The sequence below is a fragment of the Clostridium sp. K13 genome (assembly GCF_019734195.1).
Classification (GTDB): domain Bacteria; phylum Bacillota; class Clostridia; order Clostridiales; family Clostridiaceae; genus Clostridium.
The window spans coordinates 38,069-52,007 of sequence record NZ_JAASHM010000007.1 but is presented as its reverse complement, the minus strand read 5'-3'; the positions used below and the strand labels follow the sequence as shown (position 1 = coordinate 52,007).

At 26.4% G+C, this 13,939-nt stretch carries 13 protein-coding genes; 10 read left to right on the top strand and 3 right to left on the bottom strand.

The window, feature by feature from the left end; translation table 11 throughout:
* The first annotated feature begins 151 nt into the window (after positions 1-151).
* Positions 152-1,816, top strand: a complete 1,665-nt coding sequence (locus HCG76_RS06190; RefSeq protein ID WP_221699406.1) for a ribonuclease J — start codon at positions 152-154, stop codon at positions 1,814-1,816.
* A gap of 74 nt (positions 1,817-1,890) precedes the next feature.
* On the opposite strand, the gene HCG76_RS06185 is transcribed toward HCG76_RS06190, so the two are convergent.
* A complete protein-coding gene (locus tag HCG76_RS06185; RefSeq protein WP_221699407.1) occupies positions 1,891-2,352 on the bottom strand; it encodes a YopX family protein in 462 nt (153 codons plus the stop codon).
* 165 nt (positions 2,353-2,517) lie between these two features.
* Here HCG76_RS06185 and HCG76_RS06180 point away from each other — a divergent pair, with 165 nt between their 5' ends.
* On the top strand, positions 2,518-3,555 hold the full coding sequence (locus HCG76_RS06180; RefSeq protein ID WP_221699408.1) for a J domain-containing protein: 1,038 nt from the start codon (positions 2,518-2,520) through the stop codon (positions 3,553-3,555).
* A gap of 21 nt (positions 3,556-3,576) precedes the next feature.
* Here the strand turns inward: HCG76_RS06180 and HCG76_RS06175 are convergent, their stop codons facing one another.
* Positions 3,577-4,314: a TIGR03915 family putative DNA repair protein gene (locus tag HCG76_RS06175; RefSeq protein WP_221699409.1), complete on the bottom strand. Its 738-nt coding sequence runs from the start codon at positions 4,312-4,314 to the stop codon at positions 3,577-3,579.
* Positions 4,315-4,316: 2 nt separating this feature from the next.
* The gene (locus HCG76_RS06170) at positions 4,317-5,681 is read right to left on the bottom strand and encodes a putative DNA modification/repair radical SAM protein (protein ID WP_221699410.1); all 1,365 of its coding nucleotides are present in this window, start codon (positions 5,679-5,681) and stop codon (positions 4,317-4,319) included.
* A gap of 211 nt (positions 5,682-5,892) precedes the next feature.
* On the opposite strand from HCG76_RS06170, the gene HCG76_RS06165 reads away from it, so the two are divergent.
* The 8 genes from HCG76_RS06165 (at position 5,893) to HCG76_RS06130 (ending at position 13,874) form a co-directional block, all read left to right on the top strand.
* Positions 5,893-6,321, top strand: coding sequence for a DUF3783 domain-containing protein (locus HCG76_RS06165; protein ID WP_221699411.1), 429 nt, complete (start codon positions 5,893-5,895; stop codon positions 6,319-6,321).
* Positions 6,322-6,542: 221 nt separating this feature from the next.
* The gene (locus HCG76_RS06160) at positions 6,543-8,552 is read left to right on the top strand and encodes an amylo-alpha-1,6-glucosidase (protein WP_221699412.1); all 2,010 of its coding nucleotides are present in this window, start codon (positions 6,543-6,545) and stop codon (positions 8,550-8,552) included.
* Positions 8,553-8,711: 159 nt separating this feature from the next.
* Complete coding sequence (locus tag HCG76_RS06155; RefSeq protein ID WP_221699447.1) at positions 8,712-8,981, top strand: hypothetical protein; 270 nt, start codon at positions 8,712-8,714, stop codon at positions 8,979-8,981.
* Between the two features lie 316 nt (positions 8,982-9,297).
* A complete protein-coding gene (locus HCG76_RS06150; RefSeq protein ID WP_221699413.1) occupies positions 9,298-9,945 on the top strand; it encodes a manganese efflux pump MntP in 648 nt (215 codons plus the stop codon).
* Positions 9,946-10,096: 151 nt separating this feature from the next.
* Positions 10,097-11,041, top strand: a complete 945-nt coding sequence (locus tag HCG76_RS06145; RefSeq protein ID WP_221699414.1) for a DUF7916 family protein — start codon at positions 10,097-10,099, stop codon at positions 11,039-11,041.
* Positions 11,042-11,122: 81 nt separating this feature from the next.
* Complete coding sequence (locus HCG76_RS06140) at positions 11,123-11,602, top strand: hypothetical protein (protein ID WP_221699415.1); 480 nt, start codon at positions 11,123-11,125, stop codon at positions 11,600-11,602.
* A gap of 69 nt (positions 11,603-11,671) precedes the next feature.
* Positions 11,672-12,223, top strand: a complete 552-nt coding sequence (locus HCG76_RS06135; RefSeq protein WP_221699416.1) for a GNAT family N-acetyltransferase — start codon at positions 11,672-11,674, stop codon at positions 12,221-12,223.
* Positions 12,224-12,416: 193 nt separating this feature from the next.
* Positions 12,417-13,874, top strand: coding sequence for a nicotinate phosphoribosyltransferase (locus HCG76_RS06130; RefSeq protein WP_221699417.1), 1,458 nt, complete (start codon positions 12,417-12,419; stop codon positions 13,872-13,874).
* Positions 13,875-13,939 lie beyond the last annotated feature (65 nt).

Here is a 13,939-nt window from a genome sequence, read left to right as displayed (position 1 = left end):
CTTTATAATAGTGGTTAGTTTAGTTAAGAGAATTGAACGGATTGAATTATAAAATAATATTTAATTATAAATCAGTTGATTTAAAACAACTTTTGTTTTTGTGCAAAAAAATAGAGAAATATAGATAAAGAAAATAAGATGGAGGATTTTAATGGAAAGCAAGAAAAAAATAAAAGTTATACCATTAGGTGGACTTGGAGAAGTAGGAAAGAATATAACGGTAATAGAATATGGGGAAGAAATAATAGTTGTAGATTGTGGAATGACTTTTCCTGATTCAGAAATGTATGGAATAGATGTAGTAATTCCAGATGTAACATATCTAGTTAATAATAAAGAAAGAGTAAAAGGATTTTTCATAACACATGGACATGAAGATCATATAGGAGCAATACCATATATATTAAAACAAGTTAATGCACCAATTTATGCTACTAACTTAACTGTAGGTTTAATTAAAAGTAAGCTAGAAGAGCATAAAATGCTTGATATAGTAGAGTTAAATGTTGTTAATGCAGGGGATACTATAGCTTTAGAAAAAGTAAAAGTAGAATTTATTAGAACAAATCATAGTATTGCAGATAGTTGTGCTTTAGCAATTCATACTCCATTAGGTATTGTAGTACATACTGGAGATATTAAGGTAGATTTTACTCCTGTAGATGGGAAAGTAATAGATTTACAAAGATTAGCTAAGCTAGGTAAACAAGGGGTTTTATTACTTATGGCTGATAGCACTAATGCATGTCATCCAGGTTATACAATGTCAGAAAAAACAGTAGGTGAAACCTTAGATAATTTATTTAGTAAGGGTAAAGGAAGAATAATTGTAGCTACATTTGCTTCTAATATTCATAGATTACAGCAAATAATAAATTCATCAATTAAGTATGGAAGAAAAATTGCATTTAGCGGAAGAAGTATGGAAAAAATATCTGATGTTGCTATAAAACTTGGATACTTAAATATGCCAGAAGGATTATTAATAGATTTAAAGGATTTAAAATTATATAATAGTGAGCAAATAACGATTGTTACTACTGGAAGTCAAGGAGAGCCTATGTCAGCTCTTACGAGAATGGCATCATCTACTCATAAAAATATTCAAATAGAAAAAGATGATATGATAATTATATCTGCTAATCCTATTCCAGGAAATGAAAAGGCTATATCAAAGGTTATAAATGAATTAACACAAAAGGGTGCTAATGTTATTTATAAATCTATAGAGGAGATTCACGTATCAGGTCATGCTTGTGAACAAGAATTAAAATTACTACAATCAATTTTAAAGCCTAAGTATTTTGTACCAGTACATGGTGAGTATAAGCATTTAAGAAAGCATATATTAATAGCTGAAGAAGTAGGTTTAGAAAAAGGTAAATCATTTATTTTAGAAAATGGTGATGTATTAAGCTTAAATAGAAAATCAGCAACTATCTCTGGAAAAGTTCAAGCTGGAAATATACTAGTTGATGGTATAGGTGTTGGAGATGTAGGAAATATAGTTTTAAGAGATAGAAAGAATTTATCAAAGGACGGTATTATAAATATTATCGTTGCAATAGAAAAAGAAACTAAAACTATAGCTTCAGGTCCAGATATAGTAACAAGAGGATTTATATATGTTAGAGAGTCAGAAGAATTAGTAAATCAAATAAAAGAAATATCTTATGATAGTATACAAACATCTATAGATAAGAATATATTTAAGTGGTCTGAAATAAAAAATAATATTAGAAATGATGTTGGTTCGTTTATATATAGTAAGACTAAGAGAAAACCTATAATTGTACCAATAATAATGGAAGTATAAATAAAATATAATAAATACAAAAAAGATATCATAATTATTTTACGATATCTTTTTTTGTTGAAAAATATAAGTTTTTAAACCTCTATTTTTATTTTACAATTATTTTTACTTAATTTATAAGTAAAAATATTACCGATGATTTTAATTGGTCTAGATATAGAAGATGTAGCAACGCATAACAAATCTTTAAAGTCATCAATAATCATATTTTCCTTTTGTGCTTTAAGCTCCAAATTTTTAGGAAATAATTGCTTTGTCATAAAGCAGCCATCTTCATATATTATTTCTGCAGTCTTTTTGTAAGTAAAACTATTTTCTTGATAGGTTATAACATCACCCTCAAATATTTCTCTGCCTGAAGCATCATAGATTCCAGTAGGCATTAAAAGAACTGAATCATTAAAAGAAACTATATCTTCATCATTTTTTTCTTTATCAAAGTAATAAATAATTTCATCAATGTAGTCTATTCTAGTTACTTTAAAGCATTTATTTAAAACTTTATTGTATATTTTGAATTTTAATTCTTTTTCCATTAAAAACACTCCAATCTCTAAAATAGGAATAGTTATTTACATAACATATATTATATTATAACAAATTGGAAAATATTTGAAAATATATTTAATTAAAATTACATAATATTTCTTATAGAATCATAAATATAAATTATTAAAATTATTTATAGGTTGGTGAGGATAATGTTAAGTATAGATGAAATAAGAAATATTAAATATCCTTATGAATTATTTAGTGATGATATTGAAGATATAAAAAGTAAGTATGTTGAACTTATGAAAGTATATCATCCAGATTTAAATGGGAAAAAGAAAGAGTATGTTGAAATTACTAATAAAATAAATAATTTATATAAGCAAGCAGAAAAAAATATTGCTAAAGGAGTTTGGGAGAAGCCAGGCTTTATAAGATTAAAATGTATAGATGGAAAGTATTATACAATGAACTTCAGAATAAGTCATATATTTGAAATAGGAAGAATGTATATAGGTAATGAAGAAATATTATATTTAATTAATGATAAAAATGAAAAGATGGCTATTAATGCAATAAATAAATTAAATAATATAAAATATTCTAATATTGAGATGAAAAAGGAATTTGATAACTATTTACCACAGATTAAGAAAAGTTTTAGAACAATAGGGGGAGAAGTAGGGATAGTAGTTAAAAAGGATGAAGATTTAATTTTATTAAGAGATTTAATGACATATTGTAATGGTAAGATACCTATAAATACAGTAAGTTGGATTTTAAATTCATTATATAATATTGCATGTTTTTTAAGTTTTAATGGGCTTACTCATAATGGAATAACATTAGATAGTTACTTTGTATCCATAAAAAAGCGTTATGGAGCATTATTAGGAGGTTGGTGGTATGCAATTAAGGAGGGAAAAAATATTTTAGGTGTACCTAAAGATATATCTAGCTTAATTAGTTATGATATGAAGAACAATAGAATAGCTACATCTAAATTAGATTTAGAATCAATTAGATTATTGGGGAAAACACTTTTAGGAGATAAAAAAGGAATACTATTATCAATGGATATTAATATACCTAACAATCTAATGGTTTGGTTAGAAGAAAATTCTAGTGACAATCCCTTTGATGAATATATAAATTGGAATAATATATCTAGTAGAATAGAGATGAAAAATGTTAATGGAGTTAGTATAGATAAAGATGATTTATATAAGAAATTAGGAGGAAACTAGATTGCAATATGCAATCTAGTTTTAAATTTCAGTAAGATGATTCCAATATCGTTTAGGCATATGTTGTTTTTGAAGTTTACTATTTTCACGCTCTTTAATATTTACAGATTTATAAAAGGTTTTCCATAAGCTTTCAAAATTTGTATCATTATTAAGAGTAGAAATTAAGTATCCTTCATCCTTAGATAAATCAGTTATTATCGCAGTTTTTTTATTATAAATAATGGCTTTCTCTCTTTTTAAATCGTGAATAATAAAGTTTTGATCAGAAAATCTTAGAGTAAAATGATTAATTATTATAGGCAAAATATTATAAACAGGTTCAATTTGAGCATAAAAGCTTAAAGGAGCAATTTCTTTAAAACGTACAAATCCTGTAAACATATGAGCCTCTCCAGATACTTTTCGATAATACTTATCTACTGATATTATAGTATCATTATTTTTAGCAAGATTTATATCAGTACCGTATTTATAGCATAATTTTAAATAGTTTAATATTAAATCTTCAGCACCTTCAATTTCACTAAGATATAGATAATATATATTATTTAAAGCTTTTCCATTTAATTTTTGGATAATGCTATTATATACTCTTTTGAATTTATCGAGTTCAGTAGTGATTTCTTTTATCTCATTTAATAGAGAAGGAATGTGATTTTCTAATTTATTTATTGTACAAGGATCCTTAGATTGATATGCATAAAAAATAGCTGTAAATAATCCTTCTAAAGAACCATCATATAAAAATTCAATCATAATTATATTTCTCCAGTATAAGAAGTTATTTTATCATTTAATAGAAGTAGCTTTTTATCTGCAGATAAATCATTATCTAAATGAGTATTATATGGTAATAAAATTTTATTTATCTCATTATCAAAAAAGCTTATTTGTTCAGAATCTTTTTCCACTAAGTTTAAATCTATTTTAGGAGTAAGAGCCTTTTTAATTTTTTCATTATCAAATGATACACAACCGAAATATTTACCATTACAAGTTATAAAATATTGTGCTCTTTTTATAACAATGCCAAGTTTCTTTAAATCTAAAAAGTTTAAGTTGCTAATTCTACGAGCACTAATTATTTTTCTAGCACCTCTTACACCTATTCCAGGAACTCTTATTAAAAGTTCATAGGGAGCTTTATTTATTTCTACAGGAAATAAATGAATATTATTTAATGCCCAGTTTGTTTTAGGATCAAAATTAATATCTAAATTAGGATTTTCTTGAGATAATAATTCAGAAGCCTTAAAGCCATAAACTCTTAATAACCAATCACCTTGATAAAGTCTATGTTCACGTAATGTAGGAGGTGTTTTGAGGTCAGGTAAGTTTTTACCGTGGTTAACTGGAACATAGGCAGAGTAATAAACTCTTTTTAAGTCAAATTTATTATAAAGGTTTTCTGATAAATTAAGAATGTTTAAATCACTTTCTTTTGTAGCACCTACTATAAGTTGAGTACTTTGGCCACCAGGAACAAAAGTGGAATAATTTTTAAAGGTTTTAGCTTCATGCTTAGTAGCAATTATATTATTTTTTATAAATTTCATAGGTTTAAAAATTTCATCCTTATTCTTTTGTGGAGCAAGCAGTTTTAATGAATCTGAAGAAGGTAATTCAAGATTAACACTCATTCTATCCACTAAAGAACCAGCTTTTTTTATAAGTTCTTCATCAGCTCCCGGAATAGCCTTCAAGTGAATATAACCTCTAAAGTTGTATTCATTTCTTAATTTTTCAACTACTTGAGTTAAGCGTTCCATAGTAAAATTAGCATTTTTTATTATTGCAGAACTTAAAAATAAGCCTTCTATATAATTTCTTCTATAAAAATTTATAGTTAAATCTACTATCTCATCAACAGTAAAATAAGCTCTTTCTATATCATTTGAAATTCTATTTATACAATAAGCACAATCATATATACAATAATTAGTTAAAAGGATCTTTAAAAGTGATATGCATCTTCCATCAGGAGTAAAGGTATGGCAAATTCCACTTGATGAAACTGAACCAATACTACCTTTTTTAGAGCTTCTATTTGAACCGGAAGATGAACAAGATACATCATACTTAGCGGCACTACTTAAAATTCTTAGTTTATCTGAAATTTCCATATAAATTCACCAACTTTAATATTTATTAATAATAAGATTAACTTTTTCATTATTAGTATTATTATATAATAAAGATATTATACGAACAAGTGTTCATATGCGGAAAGTTTTTATGTTAAATAATAATGATTATTAATTATAAGAATTTTATGATATAATTAGGATATAATTAAATTAAGAAATGTTAGTATATTAAATTGGAGGATTACATATGTCATTTGATAAATTAGATATAAAAGATAATTCAGCGAGAGAAGGAAGAGCTTGCATAATAGTTTCTAATATAGTAGGAAAGGATTTGCAAAAGGTTAAAAACTGTGCAATGATTTTAGGAATTAGAGATCAAATACTAATAAACTCTAAAAATGGAAATACTATAATTAGTGATTTATTAGAAAATAATATAAATTCAGAATGTGAAGATGGTAGAAAAGAAAGAGCTATAATTTTTAATTCAATAGCACCAGCAAAAATGAATATTTTTATTGAGAATCTTAAAAAAGTAAAAGTAAACAATGTTTTAAAAGCAGTTGTTACAGAAACGTCTATAAATTGGAGCGTAAATGAAGTGATTTCTAACTTAGTTGCAGAGCGTGCTGCAATGAGTAAAGGAAACTTTAACGATATACATCATAAATAGAACTGAAATTTAAAGTTTAAGGTTATAATTTAAAAGACAAATACTATTATAATTAACGACTCCTCATATAAGTTTGTAGTAGGAGTCGTTAACTGTAGTATGTAAATTTTGAAAATAGCAGTTTTAGTATAAAATTAGCATATATGTTTTATTGTTCACAAAAAAAAACTTAGGTATAATTTCATTATCAGATACAACTTAGTAGAAGAGGGGAATTATATATGTATAAGTATGGAAGAGGAATGTGGAAAACAATAGAAGATGGTAATGAATTATCATGGGTAATAGGTAATGGTATTGGTGGATATGCTAATCATACTGTTGCAGGGGGCGGTGCACAGGCCTTTCATGGATATTTAATAGCTTCATTAAATGCTCCTGTAAATAGAATGATGATACTTACTAGAACTCAAGAGCAAGTAATTGTTGGAGATAGAGAATATGATTTAGCATCTCAACAATACATAGGTAGTTCAAAAAATGGACAAGAGCATTTAGAACAGTTTATTTTGGATACGATTCCAGAATATTATTATAGAGTTGAAGATATTACAGTAAAGAAAACTATAGCAATTGAATATGGACATAATACAGTTGCTGTATGTTACGAAATAGAAAATGGTAGTGAAGAAAGTAAGTTAAATATACTTCCATTATTTAATTATAGAGAAGCTGGAGAAACAAGTGAAAGAGGAGACTTGAAATTTGATATTAATATATCAGAAAAAACTTTAACTTTAATACCAGAAAAAAATAAGGATATAAAAATAGATTTCTATACATCTGAAGGAAGTTTTTATGATAGAAAGCTAATTCCTACAAGTATGGCAACTCCGAATTATTTAATAGAGGAAAATCACTTTTATATGATTGACCATAGAACTGGATTTTTAGGGGTTGATAATCATTATACTCCATATGAAGTACAAGTTGAATTAAAGCCTTTTGAAAAGAAAAAGATATATGTTAAATGCACTATAGAAGGTTTAAATGAAAAATCAGGTTTTGATATTGTAAGAGAATATAAAGAAAGAGCTGAAAAGTTAGTAAAAAATGCTGAATTAGGAGATGAATTTGCTAATAATTTAGTTAAAGCTGGAGATCATTTTATCGTAAATAGAGAAAGTACTGGATTAAAAACAGTATTAGCAGGCTTGCCATGGTTTACAGACTGGGGTAGAGATACAATGATTGCATTTGAGGGTCTTACTTTAGTAACAAAAAGATTTGATGATGCTAGAGAAATATTAGAATCATTTGCTAAGTATATAAAAAATGGATTAGTTCCAAATGTATTTCCAGATGCTAATACAGAGCCAGGATATAATACTGTAGATGCTTCTTTATGGTACTTCCAAGCAGTATATAAATATTTAAAATATACTGGAGATTTAAATGATTATAGGTTTATAGAAGGAAAAATATATCCAAAATTAAAGGAAATATATAATGCTTACTCTACTAAAACAGATTTTTCTATTGGTATGGATGATGATGGTTTAATATATGCTGGTGGTGGACTTGACCAAGTTACTTGGATGGATGTAAGAGTTGGAGATTATGTTGTAACACCAAGACATGGTAAACCAGTAGAAATTAATGCTTTATGGTATAATGCATTAAAAATAATGGAAGACTTATCAGAGAAGTTTGGAGAGGATAAGAGTGAATATTCAAGTCTTTCAGAAAAGGTTAAGGAATCATTTAATAATAGATTTTGGAATGAAGAAAATCAATGTCTTTATGATGTTGTAGATGAAGATGATGATAAAATAAGACCAAATCAAATTTGGGCAGTATCATTACCTTTTGCAATTTTAGATAGAGAAAAGGAAATGAAGATAGTTAATACTGTTTATAAGCACTTATATGCAACTTATGGATTACGTTCTCTTTCATTTATGGATAAAGATTATAAAAGAAAATATATAGGAAAATTATTTGATAGAGATTGTGCTTATCATATGGGAACTACATGGGGCTTTTTAATAGGTGGATTTATAACTGCATATTGTAAAGTTAATGATTATTCTGATGAATCCATAAATAAAGCAGAGCATATGTGTAAAGTTTTTGAAGATACTATGAGAGATGGCTGCATTAATGGAATAGCGGAAATTTTTGATGGAGATTTTGCATCAACAGGCAGAGGGTGTTATTCACAAGCATGGAGTGTTGCAGAAGTATTAAGAGCGTATACACAAGATGTAATGCCATATTTAAATAAGTAATAAAATTATATTAACCCTACTAAATATTAGATTTATTTAGTAGGGTTATAATATATTAAAATATTATTAAATAATTGTAAGTGTATAATATTATTAAATTATTAAACATATAAGTAATGTATAGTTTTTAAGTAAATAATTATATTGGAGGTAAAATTAATGGATAAGAATGAAAAAATTTTATTAGGAGCTGCATGTTTTTTTGCAGGTGCAGTAGCAGGTTTTTTAATAGCACCAATTAAGAAGGGAATCTATTGCGGTAATAATAATGGAAATAATTATATGAATAAAGATGAAGAAGAAAATGATGAATTAAATGAATTAAATGAAATAGATGAAATAGATAAAGTTTTAGATGAGGTTAATGAAGCAATAAATAATGCAAGAAAAGAAAAAAATGAAGAAGTAATAGATTCAGAAGAAAAATAAGATAATTTATATAAATTTAAAGCAGAAATTTTATTGTTGCTTACAATAGTAATATTTAATGTTTAGTTCTAACTTCAGTAGTTAAATTGTAAGTAAATAATTGACATATGGACAAGGTGAGAGTATAATAAATAAGTCCTGTGAGGGAGTAGTTAGCATGAAAATGTGGTTAGGTCAACATAATGGTTTTAATAAAGCCTGGCTTAATCTTAAATAACGAGACTCATGGATGCTTTTTTGAGCATCCATGAATCTCGTTATTTTTTTTTGCTTATAATTCCCAAGAGGATAAAAATAAAATGTGAGGAGAATGATTATGAACATTATTATAATTGTATTTACAGCATTTGCTTTAGCTATGGATGCATTTGCTGTATCAGTTAGTAAAGGAATGACTTTAAAGAATTTAACAAAAGGAACAGCTATAAAAATAGCTTTATTTTTTGGAGGCTTTCAAGCTGCTATGCCATTAATTGGTTGGGTTTTAGGTATAAGCTTTCAAGGATATATAAAAGCTATAGATCATTGGATCGCTTTAATATTATTAACTATTTTAGGTGGAAAAATGATTTATGAATTTTATGAAAATCGTAAAGAGTCTGCTAATGAAGGTAATGAGATAGTAAGTGAGATAAGTACTACTTTAGATGCTGAAGAGAATAATAAAAGTGAATTATCTAATAAAGAATTAACTACTCTTGCTATAGCTACAAGTATAGATGCTTTAGCTATTGGAGTAAGCTTTGCATTTTTAAATGTTAATATACTATCTTCATCATTAATTATTGGAATAATAACATTTGTAGTCTGTTTTATTGGTGTTATTGCAGGTAAGAAGATTGGTGGAATATTTAAAGATTATGCTGAACTTGTAGGAGGAATTATTCTTATTATTATAGGAATAAACATTTTTAATGAACATACAGGATTTATAATGAATTTAATACACAGCATATTTAAATAAAAGATTAGAAAATAGATAGGTAATGGTTAAAGTTTAATTATTATCTGTCTATTTTTTTATTGAATACTAATGAAAATAATTACATAAGGTTGTATAATATTATATTATTAGATTAATATAAATAAAAAATAGAAGAATAGAGGTATTTAATATGAAGAGAATATTTGAGTTAACAACTGGGGATATAGAAAGATTAAGTAAAAATGAATTAAAAGATATAATAAAAAACTCAGAGGGTAGAACAGTTATGGCAGAAACTATAATAAGTTATACACCTTATGTAAAAGAAGTATCTAACTTAGAATTAGCTGCAAGCTTTGGGGCTGATATGATAACTTTAAATACTTTTAATTTTGAAAAACCTTATATTTTTGGATTTGGTGAAGCTAATCTTTCAAAGGGGTTAGAGGATACTTTTAGAATTGTAGGTGAAGAGATAAAAAATAATATTAAAGATAAAAATTATATAAGAAATATAAGAAAGTTAGTTGGCAGATTAATAGGAGTTAATTTAGAGCCAGTTCCAGAAGGAAGTACTTATGAAATGGGATATAGATTAAATAAAGAAAACTTAGAAAAAGTAAAGGAATATGGATTTAATTATATAGTAATAACAGGTAATCCAAGTACAGGAGTTACTGAAGAAACTATTTGTGAAGGAATAAAGCTTGCAAAAGATATTTTAGGTGATAGTACATTAATAATTGCAGGGAAAATGCATGGAGCAGGTAGTGGAAACATATATGATGAAAAAGTAACTAGAAGATTTGTTAAGTGTGGAGCTGATGTTGTTTTAATTCCTGCACCAGGAACTGTTCCAGGTGTTACAGAAGAGATTGCTAAAAAAATGATAGACTCAATTCATGAAGAAGGTGGTGTTGCAATGACAACTATAGGAACTTCACAAGAGGGATCTTCTGAAAGTGTAATTGAAAAAATAGCTTTAATGTCTAAAATGGCAGGGGCTGATATTCAACATATTGGGGATTGTGGAACCTTTGGAATGGCATTACCTGAGAATATAATGAAGCTATCAGTAACGATAAGAGGAATAAGACATACTTATAGAAGAATGGCTCAATCAATTAGAAGATAGTAAATTATTTATAGGCTAGTTGCAAATTAAAAGTTAATGCATATATTAAATATAATTAATTCTAATGGTGGTATTTTTAAGTTGAGAAAAAGACAAGCTAAATATATTCCAGGATTAAAAAATTATACAATAAGAAGAAACATACTTGCTTATGGAAATTTAGAAAAGTATAAGGCTTATAGAAAACATAAAACAAGTAATAGCAGAGTTTGTTTATTATTAGGGTTATTTATAATGTGTATAGGGATTATAAGTACATTTAAAAATATAATTGTTTATTCTCCATTTAGAGGTATGTATTCAACAACTGGAGGAGTAAGTTTTACAACTAGTTCTATAATATTATTTATCGGTATAATAATTTTAGCTTTACGTAAGTTGACTATTTTAGGGATTATATGTGTAGCTTTAGGGATAGTAAGTATAGTAATTTCCATATTTTTTTCTTTGAGAATGAGCTTATTACCAATTTCACTCATAAAGGCAATATTAATTTTTGGAGCGATTTTTTTTGGCAGTGCATTAATAATTCGAGGAATATTAGAATTCATAAGAAAATAATATTGTAAATTCATAATATAATAAAGTAAAATTTTGATTGTATAAAATTTTAGCTGGAGGTATATGAATTTGAATAATATATTAAAAATAACAAGAAAAGATGGAGTAGAGGTTGAAGTTGAATTAAAAGAGTTAGATTTATCTTATTTAGATAAGATTATGGATTTACAAAAAATAATAATAGATGGACTTGAAAATAAGGAGTTATATGCTGACACAGAAAGAGAAGAGTTTGAAGAATACATAAAAGAGAATGGAAAAATAATTGGATATGTTACGGAAAAGGATGAACTTATTGCAATGGGAGTGTATGCTAAAAAAGGTTGTGATAAATCAAATTATGGGTATGATATTGGTTTAGATCATAAAGAAGTATTAAAGACAGGTCAAATAGAATCAACAGTAGTTAAAGATGAATATAGAGGAAATAAGCTTCAAAAAATAATTTGCAATGAGTTGGAAAAAATTGCTGTTAAAAATAATACTGAAATACTATGTGCAACAGCATCACCATATAATGAGTTTAGTGTAAATACATTTATAAATTTGGGATATGAAATTAAAGGCGACAAATTAAAGTATGGTGGCTTAAGAAGATATATTTTTGCAAAAAGAATTTAAAGTAAATATTATATAATTTTACTAAAAGACTACAGTAATGTTGCATAAGCAATGCTACTGTAGTCTTTTTATATAAAACTTATAGTTTATATTTATATATGAGTAAAAGCTTATAATATAGCAAAAAATAATAGAAATATAGTTATAAAAATAAATTAAAATTAATGTGTTTAAATTAAAAGGAGCATTAAAGATGAGTAAAATAAATTTAGAAGATGATAGAAATTTAAGTATGTTAGTAGATTTTTATGAATTCACTATGTCAAATGGATACTTTGAAAATAATTTAAAAGATAAAATAGTTTATTTTGATATGTTTTTTAGAAAAAATCCTGATAATGCAGGATTTGCAATTACAGCTGGATTAGAACAAGTAATAGAATATATAAAAGGATTAAATTTTAATGAAAGGGATATTGAATATTTAAGAAGTAGAAAACTTTTTAATGAAGAATTTTTAGATTATTTATTAAATTTTAAGTTTACAGGTGATATTTACGCTATACAAGAAGGAACGCCTGTATTTCCCAATGAACCATTACTAACTATTAGAGCAAAAGTAATAGAAGCACAGTTAATAGAAACAATGTTACTTTTAACAATTAATCATCAAAGCTTGATTGCTACAAAAGCTAATAGGATAAAAAGAGCAGCAGAAGGAAGAGAAGTATTAGAATTAGGATCAAGGAGAAGCCAAGGGTATGATGCAGCTATATATGGAGCTAGAGCAGCGTATATAGGAGGAATAGATGGAACAGCAAATACTATTGCTGATGAAATGTTTGGAATAAAGGCTGTTGGAACTATGGCTCATTCCTGGATTCAATTATTTGGAGATGAGTATAAAGCTTTTGCAACTTATGCTAAAACTTATCCTGATAATTGTATTTTATTGATAGATACATATAATGTTTTAAAGTCAGGAATAATTAATGCTATTAAAGTATCTAAGGACATATTAGAACCTCAAGGAAAAGAAATAAAAGGAATTAGGTTGGATAGTGGTGATTTAGCATATCTTTCAAAAGAAGTAAGAAAAATATTAAATATAAATGGCTTAGAAAAATGCAAAATAATAGCATCTAATAGTTTAGATGAATATATAATATCAGACCTTATGACACAGGGAGCTTGCATTGATGTTTTTGGTGTTGGAGAAAGATTAATAACTGCAAAGTCAGAACCGGTATTCGGAGGAGTATATAAATTAGTTGCAGTTGAAGAGGAAGGAAAAATATCTCCAAGGATTAAATTATCAGAAAATATAGAAAAAGTAACTAATCCAGGCTATAAAACAGTTTGGAGATTATTTGATAAAGAAAGTAATAAAGCTATAGCAGATGTATTAACATTAGGAGATGAAATAATAGATGATTCAAAGGAATATGAAATATTTGATCCTGTATATACATGGAAGCGAAAGCTCTTAACAAATTATTATGCTAGAAAAATACAGGTACCAATTTTTATTAATGGAGAATGTGTTTATAAATCACCTAATCTTGAGGAGATTCGTAAATATTCTTTAAAGCAAGTTGATTCATTATGGGATGAAGTAAAAAGATTTACTAATCCACAGGGATATTATGTAGACTTATCAGAAAAGTTATGGCAGTTAAAAAATAATATGATAAAGGAATTTAGAAGATAAAAGTAATTATTAAATAAATTTGTTTAAATATAAGAAAAGTATATTCAAAAATTATTAAGAATAGC

Excerpts from the sequence above, each read along its gene's own strand:
- HCG76_RS06175 (WP_221699409.1), bottom strand. The coding sequence starts at position 4,314 with ATGATTGAATTTTTATATGATGGTTCTTTAGAAGGATTATTTACAGCT.
- HCG76_RS06155 (WP_221699447.1), top strand. The coding sequence starts at position 8,712 with ATGGATAAGAATGAAAAAATTTTATTAGGAGCTGCATGTTTTTTTGCA.
- HCG76_RS06170 (WP_221699410.1), bottom strand. The coding sequence starts at position 5,681 with ATGGAAATTTCAGATAAACTAAGAATTTTAAGTAGTGCCGCTAAGTAT.
- HCG76_RS06145 (WP_221699414.1), top strand. The coding sequence starts at position 10,097 with ATGAAGAGAATATTTGAGTTAACAACTGGGGATATAGAAAGATTAAGT.
- HCG76_RS06160 (WP_221699412.1), top strand. The coding sequence starts at position 6,543 with ATGTATAAGTATGGAAGAGGAATGTGGAAAACAATAGAAGATGGTAAT.
- HCG76_RS06165 (WP_221699411.1), top strand. The coding sequence starts at position 5,893 with ATGTCATTTGATAAATTAGATATAAAAGATAATTCAGCGAGAGAAGGA.
- HCG76_RS06185 (WP_221699407.1), bottom strand. The coding sequence starts at position 2,352 with ATGGAAAAAGAATTAAAATTCAAAATATACAATAAAGTTTTAAATAAA.
- HCG76_RS06180 (WP_221699408.1), top strand. The coding sequence starts at position 2,518 with ATGTTAAGTATAGATGAAATAAGAAATATTAAATATCCTTATGAATTA.
- HCG76_RS06150 (WP_221699413.1), top strand. The coding sequence starts at position 9,298 with ATGAACATTATTATAATTGTATTTACAGCATTTGCTTTAGCTATGGAT.
- HCG76_RS06130 (WP_221699417.1), top strand. The coding sequence starts at position 12,417 with ATGAGTAAAATAAATTTAGAAGATGATAGAAATTTAAGTATGTTAGTA.
- HCG76_RS06190 (WP_221699406.1), top strand. The coding sequence starts at position 152 with ATGGAAAGCAAGAAAAAAATAAAAGTTATACCATTAGGTGGACTTGGA.